At 57.1% G+C, this 15,475-nt stretch carries 15 protein-coding genes; 10 read left to right on the top strand and 5 right to left on the bottom strand.

Translation table 11 applies throughout. The annotated features are described in order from the left end of the window. Positions 1-11: 11 nt before the first annotated feature. Positions 12-800: a molybdenum-dependent transcriptional regulator gene (gene modE, locus QE396_RS10175; protein ID WP_025204643.1), complete on the bottom strand. Its 789-nt coding sequence runs from the start codon at positions 798-800 to the stop codon at positions 12-14. A gap of 127 nt (positions 801-927) precedes the next feature. Here modE and QE396_RS10170 point away from each other — a divergent pair, with 127 nt between their 5' ends. The 4 genes from QE396_RS10170 (at position 928) to modC (ending at position 3,780) form a co-directional block, all read left to right on the top strand. Continuing rightward, positions 928-1,077 (top strand): AcrZ family multidrug efflux pump-associated protein, encoded by a 150-nt coding sequence (locus tag QE396_RS10170; RefSeq protein ID WP_020884948.1) that lies wholly within the window; start codon positions 928-930, stop codon positions 1,075-1,077. A 179-nt stretch (positions 1,078-1,256) separates the two neighbouring features. Next, on the top strand, positions 1,257-2,030 hold the full coding sequence (modA, locus tag QE396_RS10165; protein ID WP_279256754.1) for a molybdate ABC transporter substrate-binding protein: 774 nt from the start codon (positions 1,257-1,259) through the stop codon (positions 2,028-2,030). Then, a complete protein-coding gene (gene modB, locus QE396_RS10160) occupies positions 2,030-2,719 on the top strand; it encodes a molybdate ABC transporter permease subunit (protein WP_014169203.1) in 690 nt (229 codons plus the stop codon). The genes modA and modB overlap by 1 nt, the downstream gene beginning before the upstream one ends. Before the next feature lie 2 nt (positions 2,720-2,721). Further along, positions 2,722-3,780, top strand: a complete 1,059-nt coding sequence (modC, locus tag QE396_RS10155; RefSeq protein WP_059305887.1) for a molybdenum ABC transporter ATP-binding protein ModC — start codon at positions 2,722-2,724, stop codon at positions 3,778-3,780. On the opposite strand, the gene QE396_RS10150 is transcribed toward modC, so the two are convergent. Continuing rightward, entirely contained in the window at positions 3,781-4,599 is an 819-nt protein-coding gene (locus QE396_RS10150; RefSeq protein ID WP_025204641.1) for a pyridoxal phosphatase, read from the bottom strand. A gap of 140 nt (positions 4,600-4,739) precedes the next feature. Here QE396_RS10150 and pgl point away from each other — a divergent pair, with 140 nt between their 5' ends. Beyond that, positions 4,740-5,735, top strand: a complete 996-nt coding sequence (gene pgl, locus QE396_RS10145) for a 6-phosphogluconolactonase (RefSeq protein WP_014169206.1) — start codon at positions 4,740-4,742, stop codon at positions 5,733-5,735. A gap of 91 nt (positions 5,736-5,826) precedes the next feature. Here the strand turns inward: pgl and QE396_RS10140 are convergent, their stop codons facing one another. Next, positions 5,827-7,110: a putative acyl-CoA thioester hydrolase gene (locus tag QE396_RS10140; protein ID WP_014169207.1), complete on the bottom strand. Its 1,284-nt coding sequence runs from the start codon at positions 7,108-7,110 to the stop codon at positions 5,827-5,829. Positions 7,111-7,334: 224 nt separating this feature from the next. On the opposite strand from QE396_RS10140, the gene hutI reads away from it, so the two are divergent. The 5 genes from hutI to hutH all read left to right on the top strand — a co-directional run bounded on the left by hutI (position 7,335) and on the right by hutH (position 13,589). Continuing rightward, entirely contained in the window at positions 7,335-8,558 is a 1,224-nt protein-coding gene (gene hutI, locus QE396_RS10135; RefSeq protein WP_279256944.1) for an imidazolonepropionase, read from the top strand. After that, on the top strand, positions 8,555-9,493 hold the full coding sequence (gene hutG, locus QE396_RS10130; protein ID WP_279256755.1) for a formimidoylglutamase: 939 nt from the start codon (positions 8,555-8,557) through the stop codon (positions 9,491-9,493). Before hutI ends, hutG begins: the two co-directional genes overlap by 4 nt. A 19-nt stretch (positions 9,494-9,512) precedes the next feature. Next, positions 9,513-10,247 carry a histidine utilization repressor gene (locus QE396_RS10125; protein WP_014169210.1) on the top strand — a complete coding sequence of 245 codons (735 nt, stop codon included), beginning with the start codon at positions 9,513-9,515 and terminating at the stop codon, positions 10,245-10,247. A 136-nt stretch (positions 10,248-10,383) separates the two neighbouring features. Continuing rightward, positions 10,384-12,069: a urocanate hydratase gene (hutU, locus tag QE396_RS10120; RefSeq protein WP_044866435.1), complete on the top strand. Its 1,686-nt coding sequence runs from the start codon at positions 10,384-10,386 to the stop codon at positions 12,067-12,069. Continuing rightward, positions 12,069-13,589 (top strand): histidine ammonia-lyase, encoded by a 1,521-nt coding sequence (gene hutH / locus QE396_RS10115; RefSeq protein ID WP_041162502.1) that lies wholly within the window; start codon positions 12,069-12,071, stop codon positions 13,587-13,589. The genes hutU and hutH overlap by 1 nt, the downstream gene beginning before the upstream one ends. A 42-nt stretch (positions 13,590-13,631) precedes the next feature. Here hutH and QE396_RS10110 read toward each other — a convergent pair whose 3' ends face one another. Then, positions 13,632-14,108, bottom strand: coding sequence for a kinase inhibitor (locus tag QE396_RS10110; RefSeq protein WP_014169213.1), 477 nt, complete (start codon positions 14,106-14,108; stop codon positions 13,632-13,634). A 72-nt stretch (positions 14,109-14,180) separates the two neighbouring features. Further along, positions 14,181-15,470 carry an adenosylmethionine--8-amino-7-oxononanoate transaminase gene (bioA, locus tag QE396_RS10105; protein WP_032677717.1) on the bottom strand — a complete coding sequence of 430 codons (1,290 nt, stop codon included), beginning with the start codon at positions 15,468-15,470 and terminating at the stop codon, positions 14,181-14,183. Positions 15,471-15,475: the final 5 nt, after the last annotated feature.

The following is a 15,475-nucleotide window of genomic DNA, read 5'->3' as shown; positions in this document are numbered from 1 at the left end:
TGTCAATGTGCTCAGCACAATGTGGCGATAATCACCCGGTCGGCGTTGAAATATGCGGTCACCACAGCACCTTCTTCTAATTCTGCGGCGTCGCTGAGGGGAAGGGTTGCGCAGAGTTCTTGCCCGTCCGGCAGGGTCATCAGTACTTCACACTGCTCTTCACCGCGTTCAACGTGGCGGATGGCACCGCGTAGCTGGTTATCAGCGGCTTTTGCTTTTTCGGCATCGGCAGTGATATTCACCCATGGCGCTTTCAGTAACACCAGCACCTCTTTACCTTCATTCAGCGCCAGTCGGTCTGCGCTTTGTGCGGTAATCGCGGCTTTCAGACGGGTTGTTCCATCGGCAAGCAGGATCTCAATATGACGCTGCACCTGGGCGTTATCGCCCGCCATCACCGTACCAAACCACTGGTTACGGGCGCTGGTTTGCAGCGAAAAGCGGGAAATGGCAGCCAGCAGGCTGTCCAGCGGGAGATTATCGTCGTCACTTAACACATCAAATGCTTTTTGCTGGATCTGCGCCAGCAGATCATACAGTTGAACCAGGCGCTGGCCGTAACGTGTCAGGATCGCACCTCCACCGCCTTTGCCGCCCGTGGCCCGGTCAACCAGCGTTTGCTCGCTCAGGGTGTTCATGTCGTTGATGGCATCCCAGGCGCTTTTATAGCTAATGCCAGCGTTCTTAGCCCCCTGGCTTATTGAACCGGTTTGTTCTATTTGTTTAAGCAGGGCGATACGTCGCGGATCGGCGAAAAGCTTCTGCTGTAGTCGTAGAGTGAGGAGAATTTCGGCCTGCATAACACTGTCCTGGCAAAAAGTGCATTGTGACCCAAATGGCGAAGGTCGCAAAGGGCACCGCACAAAAGGGGATGTTTTTCTCACTTTTCAGGGTAGAATAAGCCATTCACAATATCTGGAGAAAACCATGTTGGAATTGTTGAAAAGTCTGGTATTCGCCGTGATCATGGTACCAGTAGTGATGGCCGTTATCCTCGGTGCCATCTACGGCCTGGGTGAAGTGTTCAACGTATTTTCGAACATTGGTCACAGAGACCAGGCTAAAAAGCAGCATTAATTTCCCCCCGAAACGCCCGGCTTGCCCGGGCGTTTTGCTCTCAAGTATTTCCCTTTCTCGCCGATATTATTTAAAGCATCAGCTTGCTGTACCCCTTGAGCGGTACGATTTAACGCTGGGATCTCCCCGGAGTTACCGTTATATTAATGTGTATATAACGATACTCACAGGAGCTACAAATGGCACGTACATGGGTACGCCTTTTCGCAGGGGCAACGCTGACACTTTCGCTGAGCGGACACGCGCTGGCTAACGAGGGTAAAATTACCGTCTTTGCGGCGGCGTCGTTGACCAACGCGATGCAGGATATTGCGACAGCGTATAAAAAAGAGAAGAACGTCGAGGTGGTCTCCTCTTTTGCTTCTTCATCGACGCTGGCACGTCAGATTGAAGCGGGAGCGCCGGCCGATTTGTTCATCTCTGCAGACCAGAAGTGGATGGATTACGCGGCTGAAAAGAAATCGATTGATGCGACTACCCGCGAAACATTGCTGGGGAATAGCCTCGTCGTGGTGGCGCCGAAAGCCAGTCAGCAAGGCGAAATCACTATCAACAACGAGACCTCCTGGACCCGGTTGCTGAACGGAGGACGCCTGGCCGTTGGCGATCCGGAGCATGTACCGGCGGGGATCTACGCCAAAGAAGCATTGCAAAAACTGGGTGCCTGGGAGACGTTATCGCCCACACTGGCTCCGGCTGAAGATGTGCGCGGTGCTCTGGCGCTGGTTGAACGTAATGAAGCGCCGTTGGGGATAGTCTACGGGTCGGACGCCGTCGCCAGTAAAGGGGTGAAAGTGGTTGGTACGTTCCCGGAAGACTCCCACAAGAAAGTGGAATATCCTGTTGCGATTGTTGATGGACATAAAAATGCGACCGTGACGGCCTTCAGCGAATACCTGAAGGGACCCGAAGCGTCCGCAATCTTTAAACGTTACGGATTTACGACTCACTAATGATATTGACCGATCCTGAATGGCAGGCTGTCCTGCTGAGCCTGAAAGTCTCTTCCCTGGCGGTTGCGCTGAGTTTGCCCTTTGGGATCTTCTTTGCCTGGTTACTGGTTCGCTGTAAGTTTCCCGGCAAAGCCCTGCTGGATAGCGTTCTTCATCTTCCCCTCGTGTTGCCACCGGTGGTGGTTGGCTACCTGCTGCTGGTGTCGATGGGGCGGCGCGGTTTTATTGGCGAATGGTTATATGACTGGTTTGGGCTGACGTTTGCGTTTAGCTGGCGAGGGGCGGTACTGGCGGCGGCGGTGATGTCATTCCCGCTGATGGTCAGGGCCATTCGCCTGGCGCTGGAAGGGGTTGATATCAAACTGGAACAGGCTGCCCGCACGCTGGGTGCCGGGCGCTGGCGCGTCTTTTTCACCATCACGCTCCCGCTTACGCTGCCGGGCATTATTGTCGGCACGGTACTGGCGTTCGCCCGCTCGCTGGGTGAGTTTGGTGCCACGATTACCTTTGTGTCGAATATCCCCGGTGAGACGCGAACGATCCCGTCAGCAATGTACACCCTGATCCAGACGCCGGGTGGAGAAGGTGCCGCGGCGCGGCTGTGCATCATCTCAATTGTGCTGGCGCTGGTCTCGCTGCTGGTTTCGGAATGGCTGGCGCGACTCAGTCGCGAGCGGATGGGGAAATAGTCATGCTCGAACTTCAGTTCACCCAGACGCTGGGAAATCATACCCTGACCCTTAACGAGATGCTGCCTGCGAGCGGCATTACCGCCATCTTTGGCGTATCAGGTGCAGGGAAAACCTCATTGATCAATGCCATCAGCGGACTAACGCGGCCGCAGTCCGGACGGATTGTGCTCAACGATCGCGTCTTAAACGACGTTGAGAACAAAATTTACCTGGCACCGGATAAGCGGCGAATTGGTTATGTTTTTCAGGATGCGCGATTATTTCCGCATTACAGCGTGCGCGGTAATCTTCGCTACGGCATGGCCAAAAGCATGGCCGCGCAATTTGATAAGCTGGTGGCGCTGCTGGGCATTGAGTCACTGCTGGACCGGCTCCCTTCATCGCTTTCTGGTGGCGAAAAACAGCGCGTGGCGATAGGCCGCGCGTTGCTCACCGCGCCAGAACTGCTGTTGCTCGACGAACCGCTGGCCTCGCTGGATATTCCGCGAAAACGTGAACTGCTGCCCTATCTTCAGCGCCTTGCGCGTGAAATCAATATCCCGATGCTCTACGTCAGCCACTCGCTGGATGAGATCCTGCATCTGGCCGATAAAGTGCTGGTACTGGAAGAGGGCAGCGTTAAGGCATTCGGTAATCTGGAAGAGGTGTGGGGCAGCAGCGTGATGCACCCGTGGTTACCGAAGGAACAGCAGAGCAGCATCCTTAAGGTGAGCGTGCTGGAACATCACCCGCATTATGCGATGACCGCACTGGCGCTGGGCGACCAGCATCTGTGGGTCAACAAAATCGACAAACCGCTGCAGTCTGCGTTGCGTATACGCATTCAGGCTTCAGATGTCTCTCTGGTGCTGCAAGCGCCGCTACAGACCAGTATTCGCAATATCCTGCGCGCGAAAGTGGCGGAGTGTTTTGATGATAACGGACAGGTTGAGGTAAAACTCGAGGTGGGCAGCAAGACGCTCTGGGCGCGCATCAGTCCGTGGGCCAGAGATGAGTTAGGGATCAAGCCTGGCCTGTGGCTTTACGCGCAAATCAAGAGCGTCTCCATCACCACCTGATTACAGCAGGTGGGTATAAATATACTGCGCGATGCTGTCGGTGGTGTTATCACCAATCACGACGTTAGCACGCGCTTTTACCGCATCGTCGGCGTTGCCCATTGCCACGCCTGTACCGGCGGCCTCCAGCATGCTGATGTCGTTGTAGTTATCGCCAAAGGCAATCACATCCTGCATTGACCCGCCCTGAGACTCCACGAACTGTGTCAGACGTTTGCCTTTGCTGTTGCCTTTGCGGGCGATATCGACCTGGTCGTGCCAGGACCACTCGCACTCCAGACCCAGCGTTTGTTCAACGTGCGTCGCGAAGGCATTCAGTTTGGTGGTATCTTCATCCGTCAGCGCAAATTTCCAGATAGCATCGACATCCTGAGCCGCCTGGCGCAGGGAGGAAACCTGGGTAAAGACCGGACGCTGCGCTTCAGGCAGAGACAATGCCCAGTTGCTGGTGCGGATCACGTGGCCTGTCGGACGTTCATACACCATTGCGTTATCCACATACATCAGGCCGTGAATGGCATGCTCATCAAGCAGATCAATCAATTGCAGCGCCTGAGGCACGGGCAGCGGATCGGATTCTAAAACCTTTTTTGCCTGATAATCATACAAATAAGTGCCATTACAACAAATTGCAGGTGTATCTAACGCCAGTGCCTGATAAAAAGGATGAATGGCAACGTGATGTCGACCCGTTACGATAAGGAGTTGATATCCCACTTCCTGCGCGCGTTTGAGTGCTTCAAGGGAAGAGGGGAGAAGGGTTTTCTGCGGAGTAAGTAAGGTACCGTCTAAATCCAGAGCAATTACACGCGAGGTCATTTGTTTTTCCGGGTTAATATTGAATTTACGTTCTGAAGGGATGGTACACCGAGAGGCAAAGGCTTCAAAATTCCCGATGACAATTCAGCATTCACCGTCAAAAGTTAACTACTTTCATGCGCAGTGAGGAGTGAATATTCATGAAACAAACCGTTTATACCGCCAGTCCTGAAAGCCAGCAGATCCACGTCTGGCGTTTAAATACCGAGGGTACCCTCACGCTGGTTCAGGTTGTTGATGTGCCAGGTCAGGTGCAGCCGATGGTTATCAGCCCGGATAAACGTTTCTTGTACGTGGGTGTGCGCCCGGAGTTTCGCGTGCTGGCCTACCGCATCTCGCCGGACGACGGCGCACTGACTTACACTGCGGAAGCACCTTTACCGGGCAGCCCAACGCATATCTCCACCGATCGCAAAGGCAACTTCATCTTCAGCGGCTCTTACAATGCCGGCTGTGTCAGCGTAACGCGCCTGGAAGCGGGCCTACCGGTTGAAACCGTGGAGGTGGTTGACGGGCTGGAAGGTTGCCACTCGGCGAATATTTCTCCGGATAACCGTACGCTGTGGGTCCCTGCGCTGAAACAGGATCGTATCTGCCTGTTTACCCTGAGCGATGACGGTCACCTGGTGGCGCAGAATCCTGCAGAAGTGACCACCGTTGAGGGCGCGGGCCCGCGCCATCTGGTGTTCCACCCGAACCAGCAGTACGCCTATGTGGTGAACGAGCTGAACAGTTCTGTGGACGTATGGGAACTGAAAGATCCTAACGGCAAGATTGAGTGCGTGCAGACGCTGGATATGATGCCGTCTGACTTCTCTGACACCCGCTGGGCGGCTGATATTCACATCACACCGGATGGGCGTCATCTGTATGCCTGCGACCGTACCTCCAGCCTGATTACGGTATTCAGCGTTTCTGAAGACGGTAGCGTGCTGGCGATTGAAGGTTTCCAGCCTACCGAAACCCAGCCACGCGGGTTTAATATCGATCACAGCGGTAAATACCTGATTGCGGCGGGGCAAAAATCTCACCACATCGCGCTGTACGAAATCAAAGGTGCGCAGGGGCTGCTGGAAGAGAAAGGGCGTTACGCCGTCGGCCAGGGGCCAATGTGGGTGGTGGTAAACGCACACTAAAAGGCTTAAAACAAAAAACCTCGCAAATGCGAGGTTTTTTTATGCCCGGTGGGCACCGGGCGAGTACAGCAAAAGACATCAACGCATTCTTTTATTGCTTAGGCTCAGCAACCACTTTGCTACCCAGACCGCGGTTGTTGTATTCCCACATGCGGTTGAAGTTCGCGTCATTCAGGTTGCGCTGCACGTTACCTTTATCATCCACGCTACCGGTATTGCCGGAGAAAGGACGTTTGGAGATAGCGGCATCGGCCCATGGCTTAGCCATGTTGAAACCTTCGTTGATCACGCTGTCACGAATAACAACCTGACCGTTGGTGGCAGAGTCCACATCCAGCGAGCGGCCCAGCTGCGCGACGCCGTCACCGGACGCGTTAAAGCGGCTGTTAACGGCCAGGAAGCCGTAGAACAGGTTAGATTGCGTGGCCGGGGCAAACACATAACCTTCCTGCTGAGTGCGTGAATTCACCACGCGGAAATCGGTGTTCTCAAACACCACCGCGCCGCGACCGGAGACCAGATCCACGTCACCTTCAACGTAGCTGTTAGTGACCAGCGTACGGGTCAGACGGTTATTCTGCAGCGTGTTCTGAACACCGCTGTTTGTCACAAAGAAGGTGTTCTGACGGCCGAGAATATTCACGTTGTTGATCTGCACTTTATCGCCATCGCTACGCAGTGCAACGGCCTGGTGGTTACCGGCATCAACGCTATCGCCCAGGGTATTCTGAATGGTCAGGTTCTGCAGCTGCAGGCCATTATTCTGAGACCAGACGACCGCAGAACACATCACGCCGATGGTAGCTGCACGCTTGCTCTGGCAGTTGTCAAACATATACCACGCCGGTTTGCCTGGCATGTATTTACCCGCCGGGTTGACCAGGCGACGCCAGGTGTTGCTGTCGATTTCAGAATCAATCGCCAGACCAATTTTCACGTCGACCGCTTTCTCGCCTGTCCCGTAAAGGGTGATGCTGCCCGGTGCTGCCGGAACGTAAACGGTGCCTTCATATTCCCCAGGCAGGATCGCGATGTACTGGCGAGAGGCGCTGTGTTTGGTGATAGCCGCGTCAACCGCAGCCTGAATCGTCGTGTGCGTCACGCCCTGCGTACCTGCCGGACCGACAACGAAGTCAGGTTGTTTCGGCAGGTTAATAGAAGACGGTGTCCACGGCGCAGCGTTAGGGTCCATCGCCGAGAAGTAGTGTGCACGGTCAAAGTTCTTCGCTTCATCAGCGGACAAAATCGGGCGAGAGGCGGTACCCGGTGCAACCTGCTCAGAAGGCTGCTGGTCCGGTGGGGTAGAACTGCATGCGGATAATGTCACGCCAAAGGCGAGCGCTAACGCCAGACGGGAAATCCTGGAAATGTTCAAGGTAAAGCTCCTGGGTATGCAAGTCTTAACGGGATAGACGAAATAGCCTGCTTTTTTATACTAAGTTGAGCGAAACGGGAAGATAAAAAGGGTAAAAGATGCATTTTTTACCCGCGGGAGGCGGGAAAGTCATCACAAATAAATAACATTTTCCGCCAGAGCGGTTGACAGCAGGGGGCAGATGAAAATAAATGTCTATACAACCCATGACAAGTGGAATGCCCATGCAGCAGCTTCATCCCGACGATGTAATATGGCGCAATGCGCGACTGGCGACAATGATCCCGGACGACAGCACGCCTTATGGCCTGAAAGCGCAGCACGCCCTGGTGGTGCGCGGCCAGACGATTCTGGCCGTTATTCCCGAATCCGACATCCCTTCCGGCCACCGTCACTGTGTCGATCTGCACGGTCGTCTGGTCACCCCCGGGCTGATTGACTGCCATACCCACCTGGTGTTCGGTGGCGATCGTGCGGCAGAGTGGGAGCAGCGTCTGAACGGCGTCTCTTATCAAACCATCAGCGCGCAGGGGGGCGGGATTAACGCGACCGTGACGGCGACGCGGAGCAGTTCGCCCGAGACCCTGCTCAGGCTGGCGCAACAGCGTCTGCAGCGGCTGATCGATGAAGGGGTGACCACGGTTGAAATCAAGTCGGGATATGGTCTCAACGCCGAAGCGGAAGAGAAGATGCTGCAGGTCGCCCGCCAGCTGGGCCAGAACAATCCGGTAGAGATCAGCCCAACGCTTCTGGCTGCGCATGCGGTTCCGGCGGAATACCGCCATGACGCGAACGCGTATCTCACCACGGTGTGCGAGCAGATGATGCCCACGCTGTGGCAAAAAGGCTTATTCGAAGCCGTGGATGTGTTTTGCGAAAATGTCGGCTTCACGCCAGCGCAAACCGAGCGGCTTTTCCGCGCTGCCACTGCCCTGGGGATTCCGGTCAAAGGACACGTGGAACAGCTTTCAAATCTTGGCGGCGCGGCGCTGGTCAGCCGCTTTAAGGGGCTTTCCGCCGATCATATTGAATATCTCGACGATGACGGTGTTCAGGCGATGGCGCACAACGGCACGGTTGCGGTATTACTGCCGGGGGCATTCTATTTTCTTCAGGAGCGCCAGCGTCCGCCGGTTGAACAGCTCAGAAAAGAGGGCGTTCCCATGGCTGTCGCCACCGACTATAACCCCGGCACCAGCCCGTTCGCGAGTATTCATCTCGCGATGAATATGGCCTGCGTGCAGTTTGGCCTGACGCCTGAAGAGGCCTGGGCTGGCGTGACGCGACATGCTGCCCAGGCGCTGGGTCGCGGGGCCACGCACGGGCAGCTGCAGGCTGGATTCGTGGCTGACTTTGTCGTCTGGGATGCACATCACCCGGTCGAAATGGTCTACGAGCCGGGACGCAATCCGTTGTATCAACGTATTTTCCGTGGGGAGAGCATATGAGACTCTGGCGGCCGGTTGCCGAGACCGTCTGGCAGGGGCGTGACGACAGCGCCGAGGCCAGCAATGCAAAACGTATTTTTCAGACCCTGCGAGAGATGCCGGTATTTACCCCTCAGTCGTCCGGCATCGCTTTGATAGGGTTTGAATGTGATGAAGGGGTAAAACGCAATCAGGGCAGGCCCGGCGCCGTACAGGCCCCGGAGGTGCTTCGCAAAGCGCTGGCGAACATGGCAAGTCATCATGGACATGACCGGCTGGTGGATATGGGGTCGGTGTATGTTGAGGGCGATAATCTGGAAGCGGCTCAGCGGGCGTTAAGCGATGCCGTGCAGGCCTGTCAGCAGTCCGGCATGCGTACGCTGGTTTTTGGCGGGGGACACGAGACCGCCTGGGCGCATGGCCGCGGGGTTCTGGATGCTTTCCCGAACGCGCGCGTGGTGGTGATAAATCTGGATGCACACCTTGACCTGCGCAAGGCGGACCACGCGACCTCCGGCACGCCGTTTCGTCAGCTGGCACACTACTGTGCGGAACAGGCGCGCGATTTTCAGTATGCCTGCCTGGGCGTCAGCCTGGCGGCGAACACGCAGGCGCTGTGGGATGAAGCTGAGCGACTAAACGTCACGCTGGTAGAAGACCTTCATTTCAGGCGAGATGCGTTATCGGCTCTGGACAAGGTTCTGGCCCAGGCCGACCGCGTTTACCTCACCATTGACCTCGATGTTTTGCCTGCTGGCGAAATGCCAGCCGTCTCAGCGCCCGCGGCGTTAGGGGTACCCGCGCTGGATCTTCTGCCGGTGATTGAACACATCTGCCGCAGTGGAAAACTGCAGGCTGCCGATCTGGTAGAATTTAACCCGCAGTACGATCGGGACGGACAGGGGGCAAAGCTTGCCGCCCGTCTGGCCTGGCAAATTGCTCACTGGTGGGCATAACAACGTTTAAGGAGTCAGGATGTTTTCACGCTCACCGCTGTCGCAGTCCAGCCCTCCCGCGCCTTTCTATGAAAAGGTGAAGCAGGCCATCAGCGAAAAAATCGCAACCGGCGTCTGGCGGCCGCACGATCGCATTCCGTCCGAGGCCGAACTGGTCGCACAGTTTGGTTTTAGCCGAATGACCATCAACCGGGCGCTGCGCGAGCTGACCGATGAGGGCCTTCTGGTGCGTCTGCAGGGGGTCGGGACCTTCGTCGCGGAGCCGAAAGGGCAATCGGCACTGTTTGAGATCAGAAGTATTGCCGATGAGATAGCCTCGCGTAACCATCAGCACCACTGTGAAGTGTTGGTGCTCGAAGAGACACAGGCCAGCGCCGAGCAGGCCGTGGAGCTGAATGTCAAAGAGGGAAGCCGCATCTTTCATTCCGTGATGGTGCATTATGAAAACGACATCCCGGTGCAGATTGAAGATCGCTGCGTGAACGCCGATCGGGTGCCCGAGTACCTGGATCAGGATTACACCCAGACCACGCCGCATGCCTATCTTTCGCTCATCGCGCCGCTGACGGAAGGGGAGCACATCGTGGAAGCGGTTCGCGCTACGCCGCAGGAGTGCGAACTGTTGCGGATCAAAGAGCACGATCCTTGCCTGCTCATTCGTCGCCGTACCTGGTCTTCGTCGCATATTGTGTCGCATGCCAGACTGCTGTTCCCGGGAAATCGATACCGGTTGCAGGGCCATTTCATGTCGTAAGGGTCATACGTTTTAAAAGCGTGATAGCTAACGCAATATAACAAAATTGTATCTTTTTTGTTAAATCCGACCTTGTGTGTGCTTGTCTATACAAGTATATCTGAATACATCATCTGTCCCGTATGAGGAGCACACAATGTCGTCAGGTAAATACCGCCAGCAGGATGTCCGCGCCGCGCGCGGCACCACACTTACTGCCAAAAGCTGGCTCACCGAAGCCCCGCTGCGCATGTTGATGAATAACCTCGATCCTGAGGTCGCGGAAAACCCCCACGAGCTGGTGGTGTATGGCGGCATAGGCCGCGCCGCGCGCAACTGGGAGTGCTATGACGCGATTGTTGAATCCCTGACTCATCTGGAACATGACGAAACCCTGCTGGTGCAATCCGGCAAACCGGTCGGTGTGTTCAAAACCCACAAGAATGCACCGCGCGTGCTGATCGCCAACTCTAACCTTGTCCCGCACTGGGCGACCTGGGAACACTTTAACGAGCTGGACGCCAAAGGGCTGGCGATGTATGGCCAGATGACGGCGGGAAGCTGGATCTACATTGGCAGTCAGGGGATTGTGCAGGGCACCTACGAAACCTTCGTGGAAGCCGGTCGTCAGCATTATAACGGTTCGCTGAAAGGTCGCTGGGTACTGACCGCCGGTCTGGGGGGAATGGGGGGCGCACAGCCGCTGGCCGCGACCCTTGCCGGTGCCTGCTCCCTGAACATTGAATGTCAGCAGAGCCGCATTGATTTCCGACTGCGTACCCGTTACGTCGATGAACAGGCTGAAAACCTGGATGACGCGTTGGCACGCATCAAAAAATACACGTCAGAAGGCAAAGCGATGTCGATTGCGCTCTGCGGCAACGCGGCTGACATTCTCCCTGAACTGGTGGCCCGTGGCGTACGCCCGGATCTCGTCACCGACCAGACCAGCGCACACGACCCCCTTCACGGCTATCTGCCATCGGGCTGGACGTGGGAAACGTATCAGCAAAACGCCGAAAGTGACCCGGAAGGCACGGTGCTCGCCGCTAAACGTTCCATGGCGGAGCACGTGAACGCCATGCTGGCCTTTAGCCAGATGGGCATTCCGACATTTGATTACGGCAACAATATTCGCCAGATGGCGAAAGAGATGGGCGTGAGTAACGCCTTCGACTTCCCGGGGTTTGTGCCTGCCTATATTCGTCCGCTGTTCTGTCGCGGTATTGGTCCGTTCCGCTGGGTGGCCCTGTCCGGCGACCCGGAAGATATCTACAAAACCGACGCCAAAGTGAAGGAGATCGTCGCCGACGACGAACATCTGCACCACTGGCTGGATATGGCTCGCGAGCGCATTAACTTCCAGGGCTTGCCGGCGCGGATCTGCTGGGTCGGGCTGGAGTGGCGACAAAAACTGGGTCTGGCCTTTAACGAAATGGTGCGCAGCGGTGAAGTCTCCGCGCCGATTGTTATCGGACGGGACCATCTCGACTCGGGCTCTGTTGCCAGCCCGAACCGTGAAACCGAAGCCATGCGCGATGGCTCCGATGCCGTGTCCGACTGGCCACTGTTGAATGCCTTACTGAATACCGCCAGCGGGGCGACCTGGGTGTCGCTGCATCACGGTGGTGGCGTAGGAATGGGCTTCTCCCAGCACTCGGGAATGGTCATCGTGTGTGATGGTACGGATGAAGCGGCAGCGCGTATCGCTCGCGTGCTGCATAACGACCCGGCAACCGGCGTAATGCGCCACGCGGATGCCGGTTACGAGATTGCGATTGAATGTGCCAAAGAGCAAGGCCTGAACCTGCCGATGATCCCTGCCACACAAGGAAAGCATTAATGAACGCCTTAACCCTCACTCCCGGCTCACTGACGCTCAAACAGCTGCGTAACATCTGGCGTCAACCGGTTACGCTCTCACTTGATGAAAGCGCCCACGCCGCGATTAACGACAGCGTTGCCTGCGTTGAAGCCATTATTGCCGAAGGACGTACCGCCTACGGCATCAACACCGGATTTGGTCTGCTGGCGCAGACGCGTATCGCCACGCACGATCTGGAAAATTTACAGCGCTCGCTGGTGCTTTCGCATGCGGCGGGTGTCGGTCAACCGCTGGATGATGACATTGTCCGCCTGATGATGGTGCTCAAAATCAACAGTCTGGCACGTGGGTTCTCCGGAATTCGCCTCAGCGTGATCGAGGCGCTGATGGCGCTGGTGAATGCGGAAGTCTATCCGTGGATCCCGGCAAAAGGTTCCGTCGGTGCATCCGGCGATCTTGCGCCGCTGGCCCATATGTCGCTGCTGCTGCTCGGTGAAGGTCAGGCTCGCTGGAAGGGCGAGTGGCTCCCTGCGAAAGAGGCGCTGAAAAAAGCCGGGTTAACCCCGATAACGCTGGCGGCGAAAGAGGGGCTGGCGCTGCTTAACGGGACCCAGGCCTCGACGGCGTTTGCGTTGCGTGGTCTGTTTGAAGCCGAGGATCTTTTCGCCTCCGCGGTCGTGTGCGGTGCGCTGACCACCGAGGCGGTGCTTGGCTCACGTCGTCCGTTTGACGCCCGTATCCACGAGGTGCGCGGCCAGCGCGGGCAGATTGACGCCGCGGCGATGTACCGTCACCTGCTGACCGAGACCAGCGATATTGCAGACTCTCACCATAACTGTGACAAGGTACAGGATCCCTATTCGCTTCGTTGTCAGCCCCAGGTGATGGGAGCCTGTCTGACGCAGTTGCGCCACGCGGCAGAAGTGCTGCTGGTGGAGGCGAATGCGGTGTCTGATAACCCGCTGGTGTTCGCTCAGGAAAACGAAGTGGTCTCCGGGGGAAATTTCCACGCCGAGCCTGTGGCGATGGTGGCGGATAATATCGCGCTGGCGATTGCGGAAGTGGGGGCCTTATCCGAACGTCGCATCGCGCTGATGATGGATAAACATATGTCCCAGCTGCCGCCGTTTCTGGTCCGCAACGGCGGGGTCAACTCCGGATTTATGATTGCCCAGGTGACGGCCGCGGCGCTGGCGAGCGAGAACAAGGCCCTGTCGCATCCGCACAGCGTGGACAGTCTGCCAACGTCAGCGAACCAGGAGGATCATGTCTCGATGGCCCCGGCCGCCGGACGTCGTCTGTGGGAGATGGCCGCCAACACCCGCGGCGTGCTGGCGGTGGAATGGCTGGCCGCATGTCAGGGCGTTGATCTGCGTGAAGGTCTGAAGTCCAGCCCGCTGCTGGAACAGGCGCGTCATCTGCTGCGTGAACAGGTCGCGCATTACGATGATGACCGTTTCTTTGCGCCGGATATTGATAAAGCGATCGCGCTGCTGGAGAAGGGAAGCCTGGTGGGCTTACTGCCTTCGGTGCTCTAAGATTTGCCCGGTGGCCCGGACACGTACAGGCCACCGGTTTTTTTACGAATACATCGCCGTGATCGATGCGCTGCCCAGCGAATGAAAATGGACGTTAAAGCCGACCATTGCGCCACTCGCGCCCTCATCCACCTCAATCTTGTCCACATCCAGCGCGTGAACCGTGAAGATATAGCGGTGCGTTTCCCCTTTTGGCGGCGCGGCGCCACCGTAACCCGCTTTGCCAAAATCGGTTCGGGTCTGGATAGCGCCTTCAGGCAGCGCCACCAGGTCAGAGCCGGAACCTTGCGGCAGAACGCGCGTATCCGCAGGCAGGTTCGCCACTATCCAGTGCCACCACCCTGAGCCTGTAGGGGCATCCGGGTCATAGCAGGTGACAACAAAGCTTTTGGTTCCCGCCGGAACATCGTCCCACGCCAGATGCGGAGAGATATTATCCCCCTGATAACCCATGCCGTTAAAAACGTGGCGTTCAGGCAGTTTTTCCCCGTCGCGCAGATCTTTACTGATGATTTTCATACGATTTACCTCGGTACCCGATTATGCAAAAAGTGTAATGCATAAACAGAGTACCGACGTTAACGCTCAGGGTTAAATCGCAAAATGTGCGGGAATGTTAACGGCGTCAACTACCGCAGCCGTTAACTGACGTAGCTGAGCCGGCGAGATAACATAAGGCGGCATCAGATAGATAAGCTTGCCGAAAGGACGCACCCACACTCCCCGTTCCACGAAGAAACGCTGCAGCGCCGCCATGTTAACCGGATGGGTGGTCTCAATCACGCCGATGGCACCCAGCACGCGCACATCCGCCACGAATTCAGCCGCTGACGCTGCGCTCAGCTCCTGGCGAAGCTGCGCTTCAATCGTCGCGACCTGCGTTTGCCACTCGCCGCTCTCGAGAATGGCCAGGCTTTCGCTCGCCACCGCGCAGGCCAGCGGGTTGCCCATAAACGTCGGGCCGTGCATAAAGCAGCCTGCGTCGCCGTCGCTGATGGTGTCGGCAACGTGGCGCGTTGTCAGCGTGGCGGACAACGTCATGGTGCCGCCGGTCAGCGCTTTACCCAGACACAGAATATCCGGTGCGATCCCCGCATGCTCGCAGGCGAACAGCTTGCCGGTGCGGCCAAAGCCGGTGGCGATCTCATCGGCAATCAGCAGAATGCCCTCGCGATCGCACATCTTACGAATGCGCGTCAGCCACGCCGGGTGGTACATCCGCATCCCGCCTGCACCCTGCACAACCGGCTCAAGAATAACGGCGGCAATCTCATGGCGGTGGGCAGCCATCAGCCGCGCAAAACCGACCATGTCCATTTCATCCCACTCCCCGTCAAAACGGCTTTGCGGTGCCGGGGCAAAGAGGTTCTCTGGCAGATAGCCCTTCCACAGGCTGTGCATGGAGTTATCCGGATCGCACACTGACATCGCGCCGAACGTGTCGCCGTGATAGCCGTTGCGGAAGGTGAGGAACCGCTGGCGGGTCTCACCTCTGGCGTGCCAGTACTGCAGCGCCATTTTCATCGCCACTTCCACGGCAACAGAGCCGGAATCTGCAAGGAAAACGCACTCCAGCGGGGCCGGGGTCATCGCGACCAGACGCCGGCACAGGTCAACCGCAGGCTGATGGGTGATACCGCCAAACATCACGTGCGACATCTGGTCAATCTGCGCTTTCATCGCCGCATTCAGACGCGGGTGGTTATACCCGTGAATAGCCGCCCACCAGGATGACATGCCGTCCACAAGCGACTCACCGCTGCTCAGGGTCAGTTCGCACCCGTGAGCCGAGGCGACCGGGTAAACGGGGAGGGGGCGGGTAGTGGAAGTGTAAGGGTGCCAGATATGCTGCTTGTCGAAGGCGAGATCGTCCTGGGTCATAATCG

The organism is Enterobacter sp. SORGH_AS_0287 (assembly GCF_031453695.1).
Classification (GTDB): domain Bacteria; phylum Pseudomonadota; class Gammaproteobacteria; order Enterobacterales; family Enterobacteriaceae; genus Enterobacter; species Enterobacter ludwigii.
This window is presented reverse-complemented; position numbering and strand designations above follow the sequence as displayed.